At 70.2% G+C, this 20,719-nt stretch carries 15 protein-coding genes; 6 read left to right on the plus strand and 9 right to left on the minus strand.

Going from position 1 to position 20,719, the window contains the following annotated elements; genetic code table 11:
- Nucleotides 1-91 precede the first annotated feature (91 nt).
- A complete protein-coding gene (gene dop / locus AB0H53_RS09265) occupies nucleotides 92-1,603 on the minus strand; it encodes a depupylase/deamidase Dop (protein WP_362109190.1) in 1,512 nt (503 codons plus the stop codon).
- Between the two features lie 269 nt (nucleotides 1,604-1,872).
- Nucleotides 1,873-3,639, minus strand: coding sequence for a proteasome ATPase (gene arc, locus AB0H53_RS09270; protein WP_362109192.1), 1,767 nt, complete (start codon nucleotides 3,637-3,639; stop codon nucleotides 1,873-1,875).
- A gap of 255 nt (nucleotides 3,640-3,894) precedes the next feature.
- Between arc and AB0H53_RS09275 the strand changes: the two genes are divergently transcribed.
- Nucleotides 3,895-4,206: a ferredoxin gene (locus AB0H53_RS09275; protein ID WP_362109194.1), complete on the plus strand. Its 312-nt coding sequence runs from the start codon at nucleotides 3,895-3,897 to the stop codon at nucleotides 4,204-4,206.
- Nucleotides 4,207-4,210: 4 nt separating this feature from the next.
- Here the strand turns inward: AB0H53_RS09275 and AB0H53_RS09280 are convergent, their stop codons facing one another.
- The 3 genes from AB0H53_RS09280 to AB0H53_RS09290 all read right to left on the minus strand — a co-directional run bounded on the left by AB0H53_RS09280 (nucleotide 4,211) and on the right by AB0H53_RS09290 (nucleotide 7,208).
- On the minus strand, nucleotides 4,211-4,789 hold the full coding sequence (locus AB0H53_RS09280; protein ID WP_362109452.1) for a hypothetical protein: 579 nt from the start codon (nucleotides 4,787-4,789) through the stop codon (nucleotides 4,211-4,213).
- A 172-nt stretch (nucleotides 4,790-4,961) separates the two neighbouring features.
- A complete protein-coding gene (locus AB0H53_RS09285; RefSeq protein ID WP_362109196.1) occupies nucleotides 4,962-5,849 on the minus strand; it encodes a tRNA (adenine-N1)-methyltransferase in 888 nt (295 codons plus the stop codon).
- A 114-nt stretch (nucleotides 5,850-5,963) separates the two neighbouring features.
- Complete coding sequence (locus AB0H53_RS09290; protein ID WP_362109198.1) at nucleotides 5,964-7,208, minus strand: site-2 protease family protein; 1,245 nt, start codon at nucleotides 7,206-7,208, stop codon at nucleotides 5,964-5,966.
- Nucleotides 7,209-7,324: 116 nt separating this feature from the next.
- Between AB0H53_RS09290 and AB0H53_RS09295 the strand changes: the two genes are divergently transcribed.
- On the plus strand, nucleotides 7,325-8,191 hold the full coding sequence (locus AB0H53_RS09295) for a RecB family exonuclease (RefSeq protein WP_362109200.1): 867 nt from the start codon (nucleotides 7,325-7,327) through the stop codon (nucleotides 8,189-8,191).
- A gap of 19 nt (nucleotides 8,192-8,210) precedes the next feature.
- Nucleotides 8,211-8,882, plus strand: a complete 672-nt coding sequence (locus AB0H53_RS09300) for a response regulator transcription factor (protein WP_362109202.1) — start codon at nucleotides 8,211-8,213, stop codon at nucleotides 8,880-8,882.
- 111 nt (nucleotides 8,883-8,993) lie between these two features.
- On the opposite strand, the gene AB0H53_RS09305 is transcribed toward AB0H53_RS09300, so the two are convergent.
- The 4 genes from AB0H53_RS09305 to metH all read right to left on the minus strand — a co-directional run bounded on the left by AB0H53_RS09305 (nucleotide 8,994) and on the right by metH (nucleotide 17,059).
- Nucleotides 8,994-10,580, minus strand: coding sequence for an ABC transporter substrate-binding protein (locus AB0H53_RS09305; RefSeq protein WP_362109204.1), 1,587 nt, complete (start codon nucleotides 10,578-10,580; stop codon nucleotides 8,994-8,996).
- Nucleotides 10,581-10,644: 64 nt separating this feature from the next.
- On the minus strand, nucleotides 10,645-12,246 hold the full coding sequence (locus tag AB0H53_RS09310) for an ABC transporter substrate-binding protein (protein WP_362109206.1): 1,602 nt from the start codon (nucleotides 12,244-12,246) through the stop codon (nucleotides 10,645-10,647).
- A 474-nt stretch (nucleotides 12,247-12,720) separates the two neighbouring features.
- The gene (locus AB0H53_RS09315) at nucleotides 12,721-13,422 is read right to left on the minus strand and encodes an HAD family phosphatase (RefSeq protein WP_362109208.1); all 702 of its coding nucleotides are present in this window, start codon (nucleotides 13,420-13,422) and stop codon (nucleotides 12,721-12,723) included.
- A gap of 118 nt (nucleotides 13,423-13,540) precedes the next feature.
- Nucleotides 13,541-17,059, minus strand: a complete 3,519-nt coding sequence (gene metH / locus AB0H53_RS09320) for a methionine synthase (protein ID WP_362109210.1) — start codon at nucleotides 17,057-17,059, stop codon at nucleotides 13,541-13,543.
- Nucleotides 17,060-17,294: 235 nt separating this feature from the next.
- Here metH and AB0H53_RS09325 point away from each other — a divergent pair, with 235 nt between their 5' ends.
- The 3 genes from AB0H53_RS09325 to glpK all read left to right on the plus strand — a co-directional run bounded on the left by AB0H53_RS09325 (nucleotide 17,295) and on the right by glpK (nucleotide 20,719).
- Nucleotides 17,295-18,059 (plus strand): IclR family transcriptional regulator, encoded by a 765-nt coding sequence (locus tag AB0H53_RS09325; RefSeq protein WP_362109454.1) that lies wholly within the window; start codon nucleotides 17,295-17,297, stop codon nucleotides 18,057-18,059.
- 307 nt (nucleotides 18,060-18,366) lie between these two features.
- Complete coding sequence (locus AB0H53_RS09330; protein WP_362109212.1) at nucleotides 18,367-19,152, plus strand: MIP/aquaporin family protein; 786 nt, start codon at nucleotides 18,367-18,369, stop codon at nucleotides 19,150-19,152.
- 40 nt (nucleotides 19,153-19,192) lie between these two features.
- Nucleotides 19,193-20,719: a glycerol kinase GlpK gene (gene glpK / locus AB0H53_RS09335; RefSeq protein WP_362109214.1), complete on the plus strand. Its 1,527-nt coding sequence runs from the start codon at nucleotides 19,193-19,195 to the stop codon at nucleotides 20,717-20,719.

Consider the following 20,719-nt stretch of genomic DNA (forward strand, 5'->3'; position numbering starts at 1 on the left):
TACAAGCCCGGTCTGACATCGGCCCCGCACTCGCGTCAACGTGCGGGGCCCACCCCCATGATTCCCGCGGAACCACGGGCGGAAGCCCCTCTCAGCCGCCGGACAGCACCCGGACCAGCTCCTCGGCCGTGCGGCAGCGGTCCAGCAGCTCCTTCACATGGTCACGTGTACCGCGCAACGGTTCCAGGGTGGGTACCCGCTGCAGGGAGTCACGGCCCGGCAGGTCGAAGATCACCGAGTCCCACGAGGCCGCGGCCACGTCGTCGGCGTACTGCTCCAGGCAGCGGCCCCGGAAATAGGCCCTGGTGTCCTCGGGAGGCTGCCTCTCGGCCCGTTCCACGGCCGGCTCGTCCAGCAGCCGCCGCATCCTGCCCCGGGCCGCCAGACGGTTGTACAGGCCCTTGTCGGGCCGTACGTCGGCGTACTGGAGGTCCACCAGGTGCAGGCGTGCCGCGTCCCAGTCCAGGCCGTCGCGGCGCCGGTAGCCCTCCATGAGCTCGCGCTTGGCGATCCAGTCCAGCTCGCCCGCCAGGCTCATGGGGTCGTGCTCCAGCCGGTTCAGGGTGTCCTCCCAGCGGGCCAGCACGTCCTTGGTCTGCTCGTCGGCGTCCGCCCCGAACCGTTCCTCCACGTACTTGCGGGCCAGCTCGAAGTACTCCATCTGCAACTGGACAGCGGTGAGTGTCCGGCCGCTGCGCAGGGTGACCAGATGACCGAGATCGGGGTCGTGCGAGACCTGGTGCAGGGTCCGCACCGGCTGGTCGACGGCGAGGTCGACGGTGATGAAACCGTCCTCGATCATGGACAGCACCAGCGACGTCGTACCGAGCTTGAGGTACGTCGAGATCTCCGAGAGATTGGCGTCGCCGATGATCACATGGAGCCGGCGGTACCGCTCGGCGTCGGCGTGCGGCTCGTCCCGGGTGTTGATGATGGGCCGCTTCAGCGTGGTCTCCAGGCCCACCTCGACCTCGAAGTAGTCGGCGCGCTGACTGATCTGGAAGCCGTGCTCGCGCCCGTCCTGCCCGATGCCGACCCGGCCCGCGCCGGTGACGACCTGGCGGGAGACGAAGAACGGCGTCAGGTGGCGCACGATCTCCGAGAACGGGGTCTCCCGCTTCATCAGGTAGTTCTCGTGCGTGCCGTAGGAGGCGCCCTTGTTGTCGGTGTTGTTCTTGTACAGGTGGATCGGCTGGGCGCCGGGCAGCTGGGCCGCCCGCTCGGCGGCCTCGGCCATGATCCGCTCACCGGCCTTGTCCCAGAGCACCGCGTCGCGCGGGTTGGTCACCTCGGGGGAGCTGTACTCGGGGTGGGCGTGGTCGACGTAGAGCCGTGCGCCATTGGTGAGGATCACATTGGCCAGGCCGATGTCCTCGTCGGTCAGCTGACTGGAGTCGGCGGCCTCGCGGGCGAGGTCGAAGCCGCGGGCGTCCCGCAGCGGATTCTCCTCCTCGAAGTCCCAGCGGGCGCGGCGCGCCCGGTGCATCGCCGCCGCGTAGGCGTTGACGATCTGGGACGAGGTGAGCATGGCATTGGCGTTCGGGTGGCCGGGGACGGAGATCCCGTACTCCGTCTCGATGCCCATTACTCGCCGTACAGTCATGCGGCCCTCCTTGCCCGGCGGCGTCCCCGTCCGGGGACGGCGCTCAAGTACCGCTGGTTCCTCGATGCGTGTGCGGTGCCCGTCCCCGCACTGCGCGACCCGGCGGTACGGAAGAGCCTAGAACGCCTCTGCCCTGGTGGGGAGATCGATTGCGTCATTGCTGGGGTGTGGTCGGGGTGGTGGCCGGGGACCGTGGAAAGCAGCCGGCTGCGGATGCCCTCCCCCGCCTTCGGCGGAGGGACGCAGGACACCCGCAGCCGGTCCGCGCTCTACAGGTACTGACCGGTGTTCGCCACCGTGTCGATGGAGCGACCGGTGTCGGCGCCCTGCTTTCCGGTGACCAGGGTGCGGATGAAGACGATCCGCTCGCCCTTCTTGCCGGAGATGCGGGCCCAGTCGTCCGGGTTGGTGGTGTTGGGCAGGTCCTCGTTCTCCTTGAACTCGTCCACGCACGCCTGGAGGAGGTGGGAGACCCGCAGGCCCTTCTGGTCGTGGTCGAGGAAGGCCTTGATCGCCATCTTCTTGGCCCGGTCGACGATGTTCTGGATCATCGCGCCCGAGTTGAAGTCCTTGAAGTAGAGGACTTCCTTGTCGCCGTTGGCGTACGTGACCTCGAGGAAGCGGTTCTCCTCGGACTCGGCGTACATCTGCTCCACGACCGACTGGATCATGGCGTGAGCGGCGGCTTCCTTGGAGCCGTTGTGCTCGGCCAGGTCGTCGGAGTGCAGCGGCAGCGACGGCGTGAGGTACTTCGCGAAGATGTCCTTGGCCGCCTCGGCGTCCGGACGCTCGATCTTGATCTTCACATCGAGCCGGCCGGGCCGCAGGATGGCCGGGTCGATCATGTCCTCGCGGTTGGAGGCGCCGATGACGATGACGTTCTCCAGGCCCTCCACACCGTCGATCTCGGCGAGCAGCTGGGGGACGATGGTGTTCTCCACGTCCGAGCTGACGCCGGAGCCACGGGTGCGGAAGAGGGACTCCATCTCGTCGAAGAAGACGATGACGGGGGTGCCCTCGCTGGCCTTCTCCCGGGCCCGCTGGAAGACCAGGCGGATGTGCCGCTCGGTCTCACCGACGTACTTGTTGAGGAGCTCGGGGCCCTTGATGTTCAGGAAGTAGCTCTTCCCGGCGGGCTGCCCGGTCACCTCGGCGACCTTCTTGGCAAGGGAGTTGGCGACGGCCTTGGCGATGAGCGTCTTGCCGCAGCCGGGCGGGCCGTAGAGCAGGATGCCCTTCGGCGGCCGCAGTTCGTGCTCCTTGAAGAGGTCGGGGTGGAGGTACGGGAGCTCGACCGCGTCGCGGATCAGCTCGATCTGGTTGCCCAGTCCGCCGATCTTGTCGTAGTCGACGTCCGGGACCTCCTCCAGGACGAGCTCTTCGACCTCGCTCTTGGGGATGACCTCGTAGACGTAGCCGGACCGGGGCTCCAGCAGCAGGGCGTCGCCGGGGCGGATGGTGATGTCCAGCAGCGGCTCGGCGAGCCTCACCACCCGTTCCTCGTCGGTGTGCCCGATCACCAGGGCCCGCTCGCCGTCCTCCAGGATCTCCTTGAGGGTGACGATGTCCCCGGCGCGCTCGAACTCCATGGCCTCGACCACGTTGAGCGCTTCGTTGAGCATCAGTTCCTGGCCGCGCCGGAGCTCGGCGAGCTCGACGCCGGGGCTGACGTTCACCCGGAGCTTGCGGCCCCCGGTGAAGATGTCGGCGGTGCCGTCCTCGTTCGCCTGCAGGAACACACCGAAGCCCGCCGGCGGCTGCGCGAGCCGGTCGACCTCCTCCTTGAGGGCCACGATCTGGTCGCGGGCCTCACGGAGCGTGTTGGCGAGCCGCTCGTTCTGAGCGGACACGCCGGCCAGGTTGGTCTGGAGCTCGACGATCCGCTCTTCGAGAATCCTCGTATGACGCGGAGAGTCGGCGAGCTTACGTCGCAGGACGGCGATTTCCTGCTCGAGATAGGCAACCTGGCCGGCTGGGTCCTCAGACCCCCGCCCCGGCCGGATGCCGCGGTTGATGTCGTCGTCGTGGGCTGCCACGGTCCTCACCTCCTCCAAGGGGAGCTGGACGCTTCCTGACCCTACCTGGGTGGGTGATGATTGAAACCCCTAGATCACAAAGACTCTCGGGGTGTGTCCGATCTTCACCCTTGCGCTCTCTCCCTCGCACCAGGGGGATACCCACCCATCAACATTCGAAAGCGGGCGGTTGTATCGTCGGTGTGGTCAACACCCGTCAGGCTTGGCCTGACTTACTTCTCAATGCTTCACCCGATGCAGGAAACGGCAGGGGATATGACCGTGCAGCACGAGGCGCCCGCCACGGGCACCGACGAGGCGCTCGAGGTCTGGATCGACCAGGACCTCTGCACCGGCGACGGCATCTGCGCGCAGTACGCCCCGGAGGTCTTCGAGCTGGACATCGACGGGCTGGCCTATGTCAAGAGCTCCGACGACGAGCTGTTGCAGGACAAGGGCGCCACCACACCGGTCCCGCTGCCCCTCCTCCAGGACGTGGTCGACTCGGCCAAGGAGTGTCCCGGGGACTGCATCCATGTACGGCGCGTTTCGGACAGGGTCGAGGTCTACGGACCCGACGCCCCGTGACGGATCACATACCGAGCGTCTCGTCCGGCTCCGAGCGCACGAACTTTCCGCCCTTCCACCGCCACTTGACCCGCTCCTCCCGATCGGGGCAGCAGCTCGGCACATCCGGTGAGGAGTAGCCCAGCAGGGTCGCGGTGACGGCTCCGTCACCCACCGCGAAGTCCGTGACGCCGATCCGGTCCGCCGGGTCCACCAGGGTGGCCACCACCCGGGGACCGGCCCCCCGGGTTTCCGCGAGTACGTAGACGCCGCTCGGCGGCGTGCCGGAACCGGCCTGGCAGTGCGCCACCGCGACCGTCTCGGGGCGGCCGTCGCCGTCCAGGTCGCCCGAGGCCTTCCTGGCCACCACCGTCGGGGCGCCCGCGCACCGCAGCGGGTAGGACGCGGCGGCGGCGTCCGGAGCGGGGCCCGCGCCGGGGGCCGGGGCGGCGGCGGTCCGGGGGTCCGTCTGGGAGGCGGTGGCGGCACCTGGCTGGAGCAGTCCCACGGCCGCCACGACGGCGGCCGTCGCGGCGGCGGTGGCCAGCCAGTGCACCGGCCGGGCACGGGTGTGCGCGAGGTCCGGAACGGCGGAGGTCTGCACGCGGAGCGTCTCCTGTGAGCTGTGCGACGGGGTGGTCAGCATCGTGCCACACGTCACAGGGCGGCGGAACAGCGGGGACCGAACGCGGCGGCGCCGCCGCGGAGTTCCCCCGCGATGGCGGGAACTCGACGGCGGCGCGCTCGCGTTGTCGCGGTGTCGCTCCTACGGGGTATCAGCCCTTGTTGGGGCCTTCGTAGTCCTCGCCGTACGCACCCTTGGCGGGGCGGCGGCGGCGCATCGGCGGCTCCACGCCGTCCGCGAGGCGGCGGGCGGTGAGCAGGAAGCCGGTGTGACCGATCATGCGGTGGTCCGGCCGGACGGCCAGGCCCTCGACGTGCCAGTTGCGGATCATCGACTCCCAGGCGGCCGGCTCGGCGAAGCAGCCGATCTCGCGGATGGACTCCACGGTCCTGGCGAGCTGGGTGGTGGTCGCGACGTAGCAGCAGAGGATGCCGCCGGGGACGAGCGCCTTGGAAACGGCGTCCAAGCACTCCCACGGGGCGAGCATGTCCAGGATCACGCGGTCGACGTCGGTGTCGCGGAGGTTGTCCTGGAGGTCGCCGACGGTGAGCTGCCAGGCGGGGTGCGGACCGCCGAAGTAGCGCTCCACATTGCCCCGGGCGATCTCGGCGAAGTCCTCGCGGCGCTCGTAGGAGTGCAGCATGCCGGAGTCACCGATGGCGCGCAGCAGGAAGCTGCTGAGCGAGCCGGAGCCCACCCCCGCCTCGACGACCCGCGCGCCGGGGAAGATGTCGGCGAAGGCCAGGATCTGCCCCGCGTCCTTGGGGTAGACCACGGCGGCGCCGCGGGGCATGGACAGGACGTAGTCGGGGAGCAGGGGGCGCAGCGCGAGATACGCGACGTTCCCCGTGGTACGGACAACACTGCCCTCGGGAGCGCCGATCAGCTCGTCGTGCGGGAAGGAACCCTTGTGGGTGTGGAAGTTCTTCCCGGCCTCGAGCGTGAACGTGTAGTGGCGTCCCTTGGGGTCGGTGAGCTGGACCTGGTCCCCGACCTTGAAGGGCCCGCGACGGCGGGCGGCACCGGTCGGTTCGGACATGTGACCAGGGTACCGGGCCCGCGGCACGCCCTCGCACCACGGGCACCCCGGGCACCACCCCTGACCTCGGACGGCGGGCGGGCGCCCACGGCGTCCCGGGGGCGGGCCGGGCCCTCAGGAGGGCCGCGCCATGGCCTGGACGAAGGCGCGCTCCACATCGGCGGCCGAGAGGACGCCGTAGATCTCGCCGGTCTCCTCGACCACCAGGTACTCGGTGGCCGGGCTGGCTCGGAGCCTTTCGAGCAGGGCCTCGCCGGCCAGCTCCGCGGGGACCCGCATGCCGTCGGTGAGGTCCTGGGCGAGCCCGCTGACCGCGACCCAGGGCCGGCGGTGCTGCGGGATGCCGACGATGGCCGCCTCGCGGACGAGCGCGGTCGGGGTGCCGTGGCCGTCGACGACGACCAGGGCGCGGGCGCCCGCCTCGTTGGCGCGGCGCAGCGCCTCGGACAGGGGGGTGTGCGACTCGACGGGGACGGCCCGGCGGGTCAGGGTGCGGGCGCGCAGCTCGGGGAGGTGCTCGCGCAGCCGGGCCATCCGCAGGCTGTTGCCCGCGCCGGTCCAGATGATCGCGGCGAGGATCGCGGCGAGCAGGGCGTCGGTGACGGTCTCCATGCCGCTGATGTCGCCGGTGGCGTTGCCGAGGGCGCCGGTGTGGGTGAGCAGCGGGAGGCCGATGAGGACGGCGACGGCCAGGGCCCGGCCGACCCAGGCGGCGGCCACGGTGCCGCTCATCGGCTTGCCGGTGATCTTCCACACGACGGCCCGGAGCATGCGGCCGCCGTCCAGCGGCAGGCCGGGCAGCAGGTTGAAGGCGGCGACGAGCAGGTTGGAGATCATCAGGCCGGCGAGCAGGACGCCGGGGACGGTGCCGGGTTCGACGGCCCGCATCCCGGCGTAGAAGAGCCCGGCGAGGACGAGGGAGAGCAGCGGGCCGACGAAGGCGAGGACGAACTCGCGGCCGGGGGTCTCGGACTCCTTCTCGATCTCGGAGACGCCGCCGAAGAACTGGAGCTGGATGCGGCGCACCGGCAGCTTGTAGCGGAGCGCCACGACGGTGTGGGCCAGTTCGTGGACCAGCACCGAGGCGTAGAAGGCGACCGCGAAGAAGAGGGAGACCAGGTAGCGGACGTTGCCGAGCTCGGGCAGGACCCGGTCGAGCTGGCCGCCGAAGACCCAGGTGATCAGGGCGGCGACCAGGAACCAGCTGGGGGCGACGTACACGGGCACGCCGAAGGGGCGGCCCATCAGGATGCCGCCGCCGGGCTCACCGGTCCGGCGCGGTCTGCCGCCGCCGGGGGTGGCCTTGGCCGTGTCGGACCGCGGGCGGGTCTCCTCGCCGCTCTCCTCGTCCTGGTTCACGGGGTCCCTTCGGTGCGATGCGTCACTCACACGATCATGCAGTGTGGGAGGGTCTGGCGTCGATGCGTCGATGGTATGCCGCTCGCTGTCAGTGGCGGGCCGTAGGGTTCTGAGCCATGACGACGACCCCGCGACCGCCCGCCTCGCTGTCGCCCTCCCGGGCGAGCGACTTCATGCAGTGCCCCTTGCTGTACCGGTTCCGGGTGATCGACAAGCTGCCGGAGAAGCCCAGTGAGGCGGCCACCCGGGGCACGCTGGTCCATGCCGTGCTGGAGCGGCTCTTCGACGACCCGGCGACGGAGCGCACGGCGCCCAGGGCCAGGGCGATGGTGCCGGGTCAGTGGAACCGGCTGCTGGAGTCCCGGCCGGAGCTCGCCGAGCTGTTCGAGGAGGACAGCGAGGGCGAGCGGCTGACGCGCTGGCTGGGCGAGGCCGAGCGGCTGGTCGAGCGGTGGTTCACGCTGGAGGACCCGACGCGGCTGGAGCCGGCCGAGCGCGAGCTGTTCGTGGAGACGGAGCTGCCGTCGGGCCTGCGGCTGCGCGGGGTGATCGACCGGGTGGACGTGGCGCCGACGGGCGAGGTGCGGATCGTCGACTACAAGACGGGCAAGGCGCCGCGCCCGGAGTACGGCGAGGGCGCGCTGTTCCAGATGAAGTTCTACGCCCTGGTGGTCTGGCGGCTGAAGGGCGTGGTGCCGCGCCGGCTCCAGCTGGTGTACCTGGGCAGTGGTGACGTGCTGACGTACGACCCGGTGGAGGCGGACCTGCTGCGGGTGGAGCGCAAGCTGCACGCGCTGTGGGAGGCGATCGAGCAGGCCACCGCGACGGGTGACTGGCGGCCCCGGCCGACGAAGCTCTGCGGGTGGTGCGACCACCAGGCGTTCTGCCCGGAATTCGGCGGCACTCCCCCGGTCTACCCGCTGACCGTGCGCCCGGCGGACCCGGGTGAGGAGGCCCAGGGCAGAATGGACATGGTCAGCTGAGCCCCCCGAAGGAGTATCCGTGGCTATCCGCGTCCTACTGGTCGACGACCAGCCGCTGTTGCGCACCGGCTTCCGGATGATCCTGGAGGCGGAGCAGGACATCGCGGTCGTGGGTGAGGCCGGGGACGGTCTGCAGGCTCTCGACCAGGTACGGGCGTTGCAGCCCGATGTGGTGCTGATGGACATCCGGATGCCCCGTATGGACGGTGTGGAGGCGACCCGGCAGATCACCGGGCCAGGGCGGGACGGGCCGGCGAAGGTGCTCGTGCTGACCACCTTCGACCTGGACGAGTACGTGGTGGAGGCGCTGCGCGCGGGGGCCAGCGGCTTCCTGCTGAAGGACGCGCCCGCCAATGAGCTGGTGCAGGCGATCCGGGTGGTCGCGGCGGGCGAGGCGATGCTCGCGCCGAGCATCACGCGCCGGCTGCTCGACAAGTACGCGGACCACCTGCCGTCAGGTGAGGAGCCGGTGCCCGACGCGCTGAACACGTTGACGGACCGTGAGCTCGAAGTGCTGAAGCTGGTGGCGCGCGGCCTGTCGAACGCGGAGATCGCGGCGGACCTCTTCGTGTCGGAGACGACGGTCAAGACGCATGTGGGGCATGTGCTGACCAAGCTGGGGCTGCGGGACCGCGTGCAGGCCGCGGTGTACGCCTACGAGAGCGGCCTGGTGCGTCCCGGCGCGCAGTGAACCCGCCCGGCCGGCCCGGCCGGTGCACGGAAGGCGGGGTGCCCGACGTGTGTCGGGCACCCCGCCTTCCGTGGTGGACCGCGGTCGCTCGGACCTCGGCGGGCTCTCCGGTCAGCCCTTCTTGATCTCCCAGAAGCGGAAGACGGTGGAGGCGTCCAGCGTCCACTCCAGGCCCGTGATGTCGTCGCGGGCGACGGCGTACTGCTTGCCCTGCCAGAGCGGGAGGATGGGCAGCTCCTGGGCCACCAGGTCCTGCACCTTGCCGAAGTCCTCCTCGGTGGTGCTCCGGTCGGCTGTCGCGGAGGTGCGCGGCATCAGCGTCCTGGTGATCTCGGCGTTGTCGTAGTTGTTGCCGAGGACGTTGTCCTTGCCGAAGAACGGCTGGGTGAAGTTGTCGGGGTCCGGGTAGTCGGGAACCCAGCCCTTCACGTAGACGCCGTACTTGCCGGCCTTGATGTCCTTCTCGTACTGCCCGAACTCGACGGACTTGACGCTCGCGTCGAACAGCCCGCTGTCGTTGAGCTGCTGGGCGATGGCCTTGAGCTCCTCGTCGGTGGCGGGGCCGTACCGGCTGGGCGTGGACCACAGGGTGAGCTTCACCTTGCCGGTGAGACCGGCGGAGCGCAGCGCCTGCTTGGCCTTGTCGCGCTGCGGGCGGTCGCCGTAGGTGTCGAAGAACGCGGTGTTGTGACCGGTGATGCCGGCCGGGACGATCGAGTACAGGGGTGCGGCGGTGGACTGGTAGACGTCCCGGACGAGGGCGTCTCGGTCCACGAGGTAGGCGATGGCCTTGCGCACGCCGAGCTTGCCGACCACCGGGTCCTTGGCGTTGAACACCAGGTGGTGGACCTCGGCGCTGGTGCCCTCGATGACCTCGATGCCCTTGGCGCCGGCCGTGAGGGAGCCCTTGAGCTCGGCGATCTCGGCGGCGGCGAGACCTCGGTAGGCGACGTCGACCTCGCCCTTCTGGAGGGCGGAGCCGAGGGCCTTGCGGTCGCCGTGGAAGAACTTCAGCGTGATGCCGCCGTTCTTCACCTTGGCCGTGCCGCGGTACTCGGAGTTGACCGAGAAGACCGCTTCCTTGTCGTTGAAGGACTCCAGCTTGTACGGGCCGGATCCGACGGCCTTGCCGTCGGTGCGCAGCGAGCCGGCGTCGTACTCGCGGTGGTCGATGATGGAGCCGGCGCCCGAGGCGATCTTGCTGGGGAAGGTGGCGTCCGGGAGCTTCAGCTTGAAGACGACCGTCCGGTCGTCCGGGGTCTCGATCTTGTTGATCGAGGTGAGCAGCGGTGCCGGGCCGGCCGGGTCGTTGATCTTCAGGGCGCGCTCGAACGAGAACTTGACGTCCTCGGAGGTGAGGTCGTTGCCGTTGCTGAACTTCAGGCCCTCACGCAGCGTGCACCGGTAGACCTTGCTGCCGCCCTGGTCGAAGCCGCACTTCTCGGCCGCCTCCGGCTGGGGCGTCGAGGCGCCCTTGGGGAAGCTGAGCAGGGACTGGAAGACGTTGTTGAACAGCAGCCAGGAGCCCGGGTCGTATCCGGCGGCGGGGTCCGTCGCCAGGACTTTGTCGGACATGCCGACGAGCACCGAGCCGCCGGAGTCACCTGAGCCGCCTTCCTCCGTGCCGCAGCCGCTCAGCAGGGCGGCGGCCAGGCCCGCGGCGAGCGGGGCGGTCAGCCACTTGTTGTGTGCCTTCACAGGAACCTTGCCTCTGGAATCTCTTCGCCGGCCGGGCCCGAGTGCCCGGCCGGATACCGCAGGGTCAGGCGATACCTCGGCCGAGCTCCCAGAGCATCAGGTCCGAGGAGATGTTCAGCGCCCACTCGACGCCGTTCAGGTCCTCACGGTGGGCGACGTACTGCTTGCCCTGCCAGAGCGGGAGCACGGGGACGTCGGTGGCGACGATGTCCTGGAGCTGCTCGAAGGCCGAGGAGGCGGCGTTGCGGTCGGCCGAGCGGCGCGACAGCGGGATGAGCCGGCTGCGCGCGGCGCTGTTCACGTACGGCGTGTTGAGGAAGTTGTCCGCGTCGAGGAACGGGGCGATGTAGTTGTCGGGGTCGGGGAAGTCCGGGAACCAGCCCAGTCCGTAGACGGCGTACTCGCCGCGCTTCTGGGCGGGGCGGAAGGTGGACCACTCGGCGCCCTGGACGGTGACGTCGAAGAGCTTGGTGGCGTTGAGCTGGTCGCGCAGGGCCTCGAACTCCTTGCGCGTGCCCGGCCCGTAGTGGTCGCTGGTGTAGTGCAGCTTCAGCTTCACGGGGGTGGTGATGCCGGCCGCGCGCAGGGTGTCGGCGGCCTTCTTGGTGCTGGGCTCGCCGTACTTGTTGAAGAAGGAGTTGGTGTGGGCGGCGATCGAGGAGGGGATCAGCGAGTAGAGCGGGGTGGCGGTGGAGCCGTACACCTTGCCGGCGATCTCGCCCCGGTCGACGACCGCGGCCATCGCCTGGCGCACGGCCTTGTCCTGGACCGAGGCGTCCTTGGTGTTGAAGCCGAGGTAGCGGATCTCCAGGCCGGGGACCTCGCGGAGCTCGATGCCCTCCTTGGGCTTCTCCGAGAGCGACTTGATCTGCTCGGGCGACATGGTGCGGGTCATCATGTCGATGTCGCCGGCCTCCAGGGCCTTGCCCATGGCGTCGGCGTCCGTGAAGGAGCGCAGCTCGACCTTGTCGTTGTGGAGCTTGATGTCGCCCTTGTAGTGCGGGTTCCTGGTGAAGACGGCCTTGGCGACCCGGCCGCCGTCGACCTCGGCCTCCATGGTGTAGGGGCCGGAGCCGTCGATCTCGAAGCCGTCGCGGAGCTTCTTGGCGTCGTACTTCTCGCGGCTCAGGATGCCGGCCACGGGGGTCGAGAGCTTGTACGGGAACGTGGCGTCGGGGCTCTTGAGGTGGAAGACCACCTCGGAGTCGCCCTTGGTCTCGATGGTGTCGATGTTGGCGAGCAGGGCCGCCGCGCCGTTGTCGGCCTTGATGTCGAGGACGCGCTGGATGGAGAACTTCACGTCCTCGGCGGTCACCGGGCCGCCGTCGGCGAACCGCAGGCCGTCGCGCAGGGTGCACTTGTAGCGCTCGCTGGCCCGGTCGGTGAAGCCGCACTGCGAGGCGGCCTCGGGGACCGGGCGGCCACCGCCGCGCGGGACGTGCACCAGCGTCTGCACGGTCTGGCGCAGCACGTTCCAGACGCCGGTGTCGTAGGCGAAGGCCGGGTCGAAGGGGGCGGAGTCGTCCTCCGTGGCGGTGAACTGGTCCGTGGTGCCGACGACGATGGCGTCGCCGCGACCGGATCCGCCCTGCGCCCCGCCGCATGCCACGAGCACGGGGGCGAGCAGGCCCAACACGGCCGGCAGCACCAAGGTCTTGCGGTTCATCCTGGACGTTCTCCTCATCCGGCACTGGGTACAGCGGTAGGGACACTCCGCCGCGCCGCCCGGTCGGGGCGGAGCGATCGGGCCGGGTACGAAGCGATCGGTCCGGTGTTCACGGCTGCTTGGTGGCTGCCGGGCACACGGGGAAAGTGCGGCGAAGTTCTCGCCAAGAGATTAGTGGGCCAGGCCACGGATGCCGGACCCGGGCCGGGCCGGGACCACGCCGGACAGTGATCAGGAATGCACGCCGCCGCATAGTCGCGCAGGGGAATGATTCGTACACGCGCCGATGAAACGGGACACAAAGGATCAGCCCAAGTGCACTGTTCCGGACATGCCACATTTTCGGGACATCCCCTCGGTACCACGCTGAGTGACCAAGGTCACGCCGTCGCGCCGGGTGTTCCGGACCCGGGGAAGGTAGGTTCGGGCGCTCCGTGCCGCGCCCGGCCGGGCGCGGCACGCTCGGTGCGCGGCTCAGTTCATTCCGGTGATCAGGGTGTGCAGGAAGCCCAGGTCGATCTCTTCCAGGGAGCGGACGACGACCCGGCCGTGGGCGGGCGCGATCGGCGCGACGGACGGCACCGCGACCACCCGGCAGCCGGCGGCCTCGGCGGCGGCCACACCGGTCGCCGTGTCCTCGATGACGGCGCATCTGGACGGCTCGGCGCCCAGGCGGCGCGCGGCGTGCAGGTAGGGGTCGGGGTGGGGCTTGGTACGGGGCACCTCGTCGCCCGCGACGGTGAGCGTGAAGCGGTCCGGGCCGAGCGAGCGCAGGACCCGGTCGATGATGCGGCGGTGGGAGGCGGACACCAGGGCGGTGGGGATGCCGTGCGCGGCCAGCTCGGCCAGCAGCCGCTCGGCGCCGGGCATGAGCGGGACGCCCTCGCCGATGCGCTCCTCGAACCGGTCGTTGAGCAGCACGGTGAGCTCGGCCAGGGTGATGTCGGCGCCGGTGGCCTCGATGAGGTACCCGGCGCTGCGGGTCATCGGCCCGCCGACGACGACGTCCCGCCACGCCTCGTCGAGCTCGTGACCGAGGTCGCCGAAGACCTCGACCTCCGCGTCCCACCAGAAGCCCTCGGTGTCGACGAGCGTGCCGTCCATGTCGAGGAAGACGGCCTGGAGGGCGGATCCTTCGGCCATGCGGGTAAAGGACGCGGGGACCGTACTGGTCATCGGCACACCTCCGGGAGGGACGAGAAGGCCGGCCTCTCTCCCGGAGGGCGACTCCCGGCGGGAAAAGTGACCGGCCTGCACTGGACCGACCAGTGTACGACTCGTCGCGCCGGGCCGCTCAGCGCGCGTTGAAGTACTTCGCCTCGGGGTGGTGGAGGACGATCGCGTCGGTGGACTGTTCCGGGTGGAGCTGGAACTCCTCGGACAGGCGCACGCCGATCCGCTCGGGCTCCAGCAGCTCGGCGATCTTGGCGCGGTCCTCCAGGTCCGGGCAGGCCCCGTAACCGAGGGAGAACCGCGCGCCCCGGTACTTCAGGGCGAACATGTCCTCCACCTCGTCGGGGTCCTCGGCGCCGAAGCCCAGCTCGGCGCGGACCCGGGCGTGCCAGTACTCGGCGAGGGCCTCGGCCAACTGAACGGACAGACCGTGCAGTTCGAGGTAGTCGCGGTAGGAGTCCGAGGCGAACAGCTCGGCGGTGGCCTCACCGATCCTCGACCCGACCGTCACCACCTGGAGCCCGACGACATCGGTCTCGCCGGACTCCTCCGGGCGGAAGAAGTCCGCCAGGCACAGGCGCCGGCCGCGGCGCTGGCGCGGGAAGGTGAAGCGGGTCCGCTCGTTGCCGCGCTCGTCCAGGATGATCAGGTCGTCGCCCTTGGATACGCAGGGGAAGTAGCCGTGGACGACCGCCGCCTCCAGGAGGTTGCGGGTGTGCAGCTGCTCCAGCCAGCCGCGCAGCCGCGGCCTGCCCTCGCTCTCCACCAGCTCCTCGTAGCTGGGGCCGTCGCCGGTACGGGCCTGCTTCAGGCCCCACTGGCCCTTGAAGAGGGCCCCTTCGTCCAGCCAGCTCGCGTACTCCTTGAGCTGGATGCCCTTGACCACCCGGGTGCCCCAGAACGGCGGGGTCGGCACCGGGTTGTCGGTGGCGACGTCGGAGCGCGCCCCGTCCTGCGGCGCGCGCTCCTCGACCGCGACGTCACCGGCGGGGCGTACCCGGCGCTGCCGCAGCTCGGGCAGGGAGGCGCCGGGGACCCCGCGCTTGACGGCGATCAGCGCGTCCATCAGGCGCAGGCCCTCGAAGGCGTCGCGCGCGTAGCGGACCTCGCCCTGGTAGATCTCGTGCAGGTCCTGCTCGACGTAGGCGCGGGTGAGGGCGGCGCCGCCGAGGATGACGGGGTAGTCGGCCGCCATGCCCCGCTGGTTCAGCTCCTCCAGGTTCTCCTTCATGATCACCGTGGACTTGACCAGGAGGCCGGACATGCCGATGACGTCGGCCCGGTGCTGCTCGGCGGCTTCCAGGATCGCCGAGACGGGCTGCTTGATGCCCAGGTTGACCACGTTGTAGCCGTTGTTGGACAGGATGATGTCCACCAGGTTCTTGCCGATGTCGTGGACGTCGCCGCGCACGGTGGCGAGCACGATGGTGCCCTTGCCCGCCTCGTCGCCCTCGACCTTCTCCATGTGCGGTTCCAGGTGGGCGACCGCGGTCTTCATCACCTCGGCCGACTGGAGGACGAACGGCAGCTGCATCTGCCCGGAGCCGAACAGCTCACCGACGACCTTCATGCCCGCCAGCAGCGTGTCATTGACGATGTCGAGTGCCGGGCGGGACCGCAGGGCCTCGTCGAGGTCGGCCTCCAGGCCGTTCTTCTCGCCGTCGATGATCCGTCGCTGGAGCCGCTCGTCCAGCGGCAGCGCGGCCAGCTCCTCGGCCTTGCCGGCCTTCATCGACTTGGTGTCGACGCCCTCGAACAGCTCCAGGAACCGCTGCAGCGGGTCGTAGCCCTCGGCGCGGCGGTCGTGGATCAGGTCCAGGGCGACCTTGACGTGCTCCTCCTCCAGCCGGGCGATCGGCAGAATCTTGGAGGCGTGCACGATCGCCGAGTCCAGGCCCGCCTTGACGCACTCGTCGAGGAAGACGGAGTTGAGGACGAGCCGGGCGGCCGGGTTGAGGCCGAAGGAGATGTTGGACAGGCCGAGCGTGGTCTGCACGTCGGGGTGGCGCCGCTTCAGTTCGCGGATGGCCTCGATGGTGTTGACGCCGTCCTTGCGGGACTCCTCCTGCCCGGTGCAGATGGTGAAGGTCAGGCAGTCGATGAGGATGTCCGACTCGTGGATGCCCCAGTTGCCGGTGAGGTCGGCGATGATCCGCTCGGCGACCGCCACCTTGTGCTCGGCCGTGCGCGCCTGGCCCTCCTCGTCGATGGTCAGCGCCATCAGGGCCGCGCCGTGCTCCTTGGCCAGCGCGGTGACCTTCGCGAAGCGCGACTCGGGGCCGTCGCCGTCCTCGTAGTTGACGGAGTTGATCACCGCGCGGCCACCGAGCTTCTCCAGGCCGGCGCGGATGACGTCGACCTCGGTGGAGTCCAGCACGATCGGCAGCGTGGAGGCGGTGGCGAACCGGCCCGCCAGCTCCGCCATGTCCGCGACACCGTCCCGGCCCACGTAGTCCACGCACAGGTCGAGCATGTGGGCGCCCTCGCGGATCTGCTCGCGGGCGATCTCCACGCAGTCGTCCCAGCGGCCCTCCAGCATGGCCGTACGGAACTTCTTCGACCCGTTGGCGTTGGTCCGCTCGCCGATGGCCAGGTAGGCGGTGTCCTGCCGGAACGGCACGGTCTGGTAGAGCGAGGCCGCACCCGGCTCGGGGCGGGGGTCGCGCTCGGGGGGCGTCACGCCCCCGACCCGCTCGACCACCTGGCGCAGGTGCTCCGGGGTCGTACCGCAGCAGCCGCCCACCAGGGACAGTCCGTAGTCGCGGACGAAGGTCTCCTGCGCGTCGGCCAGCTCGGGCGCGGTCAGCGGGTAGTGGGCGCCGTCCTTGCCGAGGATCGGCAGGCCCGCGTTGGGCATGCAGGACAGCGGGACCCGGGAGTGCCGGGCCAGGTAGCGCAGGTGCTCGCTCATCTCGGCGGGGCCGGTGGCGCAGTTCAGGCCGATCATGTCGATGCCGAGCGGTTCCAGCGCGGTGAGCGCGGCGCCGATCTCCGAGCCGAGCAGCATGGTGCCGGTGGTCTCGACGGTGACCGAGACGATCAGCGGCAGGTCGGCGCCGGTGGCGTCCATCGCGCGCCGGGCGCCCAGCACGGCGGCCTTGGTCTGGAGCAGGTCCTGGGTGGTCTCCACCAGGAGGGCGTCGGCACCGCCGGTGATCATGCCTTCGGCGTTCCGCTGGTAGGCGTCGCGGAGCTTGGGGTAAGGGGCGTGTCCCAGGGTCGGCAGCTTGGTGCCCGGGCCCATCGAGCCCAGCACCCAGCGCTGCTGCCCGGTGGCCGCGGTGTACTCGTCGGCCACCTCACGGGCGATCCGGGCACCGGCCTCGGACAGCTCCAGGACCCGTTCGGGGATGTCGTACTCCCCCAGCGCGGAGAGGTTCGCACCGAAGGTGTTGGTCTCCACGCAGTCGACGCCCACGTCGAAGTACGCCGCGTGCACCGCGCGCACGATGTCGGGGCGGGTCACGTTCAGGATCTCGTTGCAGCCCTCGAGGTTCTCGAAGTCGTCGAGGGTGGGGTCCTGCGCCTGGAGCATCGTGCCCATGGCCCCGTCCGCCACCACCACGCGGGTGGCGAGTGCCTCGCGGAGTGCGGCGGCTCGGGTGCTGGTGTCGGCGGAGGGGGTGGGCGACGAGGCCATGGATGAGCTCCCTGGGATGCGACGGCTGTCGGCTTTGCGCCTCCGGCGGTAGGCGCACGCGGCCAGGGTAACCGCGTACCGCGTGGGCGGGCAGTCCGTTCCGACCCGTGGACCGCGCGCGGGGCGGGGCGCCGTTGTCCGGTCGCACACCGGTGCGGCATTCCTCGGTGTGGCTGTGGGTCGGCAACGACCGATAGTGTTCAGCATTGTCGAACTGAGGGAGAAGGGCCGGGCGATGGCGAAGAACATCCAGTCGCTTGAACGGGCGGCGGCGATGCTGCGACTGCTCGCGGGTGGCGAGCGCCGGCTCGGACTGTCCGACATCGCGTCGTCGCTCGGGCTCGCCAAGGGCACGGCGCACGGCATCCTGCGCACCCTGCAGGCGGAGGGATTCGTCGAGCAGGACGCCGCGTCCGGGCGCTACCAGCTGGGCGCCGAGCTGCTGCGGCTGGGCAACAGCTACCTCGACGTCCACGAGCTGCGCGCCCGCGCCCTGGTGTGGACCGACGACCTGGCCCGCTCCAGCGGTGAGAGCGTCCACCTGGGCGTGCTGCACCAGCGGGGCGTCCTCGTCATCCACCACGTCTTCCGCCCCGACGACAGCCGCCAGGTGCTGGAGGTGGGGGCGATGCAGCCGCTGCACTCCACCGCCCTGGGCAAGGTGCTGTCGGCGTACGACCCGGTGGCGCACAGCGAGGCGGTGGAGGTGGAGCGCAAGGCGTTCACCCCCCGCACGATCACGGGCCTGGACGACTTCGAGGCCGTCCTGGACCTGACCAGGGCGCGCGGCTGGGCGGCCGACGTGGAGGAGACCTGGGACGGTGTGGCCTCGGTCGCGGCGCCCATCCACGACCGGCGCCGGATGCCGGTGGGCGCGGTGGCCATCACGGGCGCGGTCGAGCGGGTCTGTGACGGGCCCGACCTGCGCAGTGAGCTGATCGCGGCGGTGCGGGACTGCGCCCGCGCGGTCTCCCGGGACCTGGGCGCCGGGCGATTCTGAGGCGGTCACCGGCCTTTTCCCGCTCTTTCCGGGGCGCCGCCGAGCCGTGGGCGGCGCGTTTGGCGCACCATCGGTAACGATCCGGTATTCGCCCCCCGAACTCTTGACGCCTTGTTAACGCGGAAGCAAAACTGCCGTTCATCGGTCGGCATTGTCGAACACCTACCGGCAATACGCGTTAGAGTGTGACAACGCCAGGGGCCCCCATCGGCTCCCTGAAGGCCGCAAACGCCCTCACCTGAGGGCGCGGACCACCGGAGGGACCCGGGGTTCGCCTTCCCCTGGACGAAGGACAAAGGAGTCGCGGGTGTCCAGCTCCGACATCTTCATCGGCGAGGTCATCGGTACCGCCGTACTCATCCTGCTCGGCGGTGGCGTCTGCGCCGCCGTCACGCTCAAGCGCTCCAAGGCGCAGAACGCCGGCTGGCTGGCCATCACCTTCGGGTGGGGCTTCGCGGTACTGACGGCGGTCTACATGACGGGCTCCCTGTCGGGCGCCCACCTGAACCCGGCGGTCACCGTCGGTATCGCGGTCAAGGACGGCGACTGGGGCGACGTCCCCGTCTACTTCGCCGGGCAGCTCCTCGGCGCCATGATCGGCGCGGTCCTGGTCTGGATCGCCTACTACGGGCAGTTCCAGGCCCACCTCACGGACCCGGAGATCACCTCCACTCCGCACGAGGAGGGCATGGTCGACCAGAGGAGCGCCCCCGCCGCCGGTCCCGTGCTCGGCGTCTTCTCCACCGGCCCCGAGGTCCGCAACCCGCTGATGAACCTGGCCACCGAGATCATCGGCACCGTGGTGCTGGTCCTCGCGGTGCTGACCCAGGGCCTGAACGCCGACGGCAAGGGCCTGGGCACCCTCGGCGCGCTGATCACCGCCCTGGTCGTGGTCTCCATCGGCCTCTCCCTCGGTGGCCCGACCGGCTACGCCATCAACCCGGCCCGCGACCTGGGCCCGCGCATCGTGCACGCCCTGCTCCCGCTGCCGAACAAGGGCGGCTCCGACTGGGGCTACGCGTGGATTCCCGTGGCCGGTCCGCTGATCGGCGGAGCCCTCGCCGCGGGTATCTACAACCTCGCGTTCGCCTGAGCCGACCGGCCGACCCTCCACAGACCTCCGGGAGTACACCGTGACCGACGCACACACCACCGGCCCGTTCATCGCGGCCATCGACCAGGGCACCACCTCCAGCCGCTGCATCGTCTTCGACCGCGACGGGCGCATCGTCTCCGTCGACCAGAAGGAACACGAGCAGATCTTCCCCAAGCCGGGCTGGGTGGAGCACGACGCCGCCGAGATCTGGGCCAACGTCCAGGAAGTGGTGGCCGGCGCCATCGACAAGGCCGGCATCACCTCCGCCGACGTCAAGGCCATCGGTATCACCAACCAGCGCGAGACCACGCTGCTGTGGGACAAGAACACCGGTGAGCCCGTCCACAACGCCATCGTTTGGCAGGACACCCGCACCGACGCGCTCTGCCGGGAGCTCGGCCGCAACGTCGGCCAGGACCGCTTCCGCCGCGAGACGGGACTGCCGCTCGCCTCGTACTTCGCCGGCCCCAAGGCGCGCTGGCTGCTGGACCACGTCGAGGGACTGCGCGAGCGCGCCGAGCGCGGCGAGATCCTCTTCGGCACCATGGATTCCTGGATCATCTGGAACCTGACCGGCGGCACCGACGGCGGCGTCCACGTCACCGACGTCACCAACGCCTCGCGGACCATGCTGATGAACCTGCGCACCCTGGCGTGGGACGAGAAGATCCTGCACTCCATGGGCGTGCCGGCCGCCATCCTGCCGGAGATCAGGTCCTCCGCCGAGGTGTACGGACACACCAAGGGCGGCGTCCTGGACGGCGTCCCCGTCGCCTCCGCGCTCGGCGACCAGCAGGCGGCCCTGTTCGGCCAGACCTGCTTCTCCGAGGGCGAGGCCAAGTCGACGTACGGCACCGGCACCTTCATGCTGATGAACACCGGTGGCGAGCCCGTCAACTCCTACAACGGCCTGCTGACCACCGTCGGCTACCGGATCGGCGCCGACAAGCCGGTGTACGCGCTGGAGGGCTCCATCGCCGTCACCGGTTCGCTGGTGCAGTGGATGCGCGACCAGATGGGCCTGATCAACTCCGCCGCCGAGATCGAGACGCTGGCGTCCTCGGTCGAGGACAACGGCGGCGCCTACTTCGTACCGGCCTTCTCCGGCCTGTTCGCCCCGTACTGGCGCTCCGACGCCCGCGGTGTGATCGCCGGCCTCACCCGGTACGTCACCAAGGCGCACATCGCGCGCGCCGTGCTCGAAGCCACTGCCTGGCAGACCCGCGAGATCACCGACGCCATGACCAAGGACTCCGGCGTCGAACTGGCCGCGCTCAAGGTCGACGGCGGGATGACCTCCAACAACCTGCTGATGCAGACCATCTCGGACGTCCTGGACGCACCCGTGGTGCGCCCGATGGTGGCCGAGACCACCTGCCTCGGCGCCGCCTACGCCGCCGGCCTGGCCGTCGGCTTCTGGCCGGACACCGACGCGCTGCGCGCCAACTGGCGCCGGGCCGCCGAGTGGACCCCCCGCATGGACGCCGCCAAGCGGGACAGCGAGTACAAGAACTGGCTCAAGGCCGTCGAGCGGACCATGGGCTGGATCGAGGACGAGGAGTAA

Origin of the sequence: Streptomyces sp. NPDC050856, from assembly GCF_040653855.1 — a bacterium.
Taxonomy (GTDB): domain Bacteria; phylum Actinomycetota; class Actinomycetes; order Streptomycetales; family Streptomycetaceae; genus Streptomyces.

Bases quoted from the DNA above. Each gene is read 5' to 3' on its own strand.
- dop (WP_362109190.1), bottom strand. From the start codon at position 1,603: ATGACTGTACGGCGAGTAATGGGCATCGAGACGGAGTACGGGATCTCC.
- AB0H53_RS09275 (WP_362109194.1), top strand. From the start codon at position 3,895: ATGACCGTGCAGCACGAGGCGCCCGCCACGGGCACCGACGAGGCGCTC.
- AB0H53_RS09285 (WP_362109196.1), bottom strand. From the start codon at position 5,849: ATGTCCGAACCGACCGGTGCCGCCCGCCGTCGCGGGCCCTTCAAGGTC.
- AB0H53_RS09295 (WP_362109200.1), top strand. From the start codon at position 7,325: ATGACGACGACCCCGCGACCGCCCGCCTCGCTGTCGCCCTCCCGGGCG.
- AB0H53_RS09310 (WP_362109206.1), bottom strand. From the start codon at position 12,246: ATGAACCGCAAGACCTTGGTGCTGCCGGCCGTGTTGGGCCTGCTCGCC.
- AB0H53_RS09315 (WP_362109208.1), bottom strand. From the start codon at position 13,422: ATGACCAGTACGGTCCCCGCGTCCTTTACCCGCATGGCCGAAGGATCC.
- metH (WP_362109210.1), bottom strand. From the start codon at position 17,059: ATGGCCTCGTCGCCCACCCCCTCCGCCGACACCAGCACCCGAGCCGCC.
- AB0H53_RS09325 (WP_362109454.1), top strand. From the start codon at position 17,295: ATGGCGAAGAACATCCAGTCGCTTGAACGGGCGGCGGCGATGCTGCGA.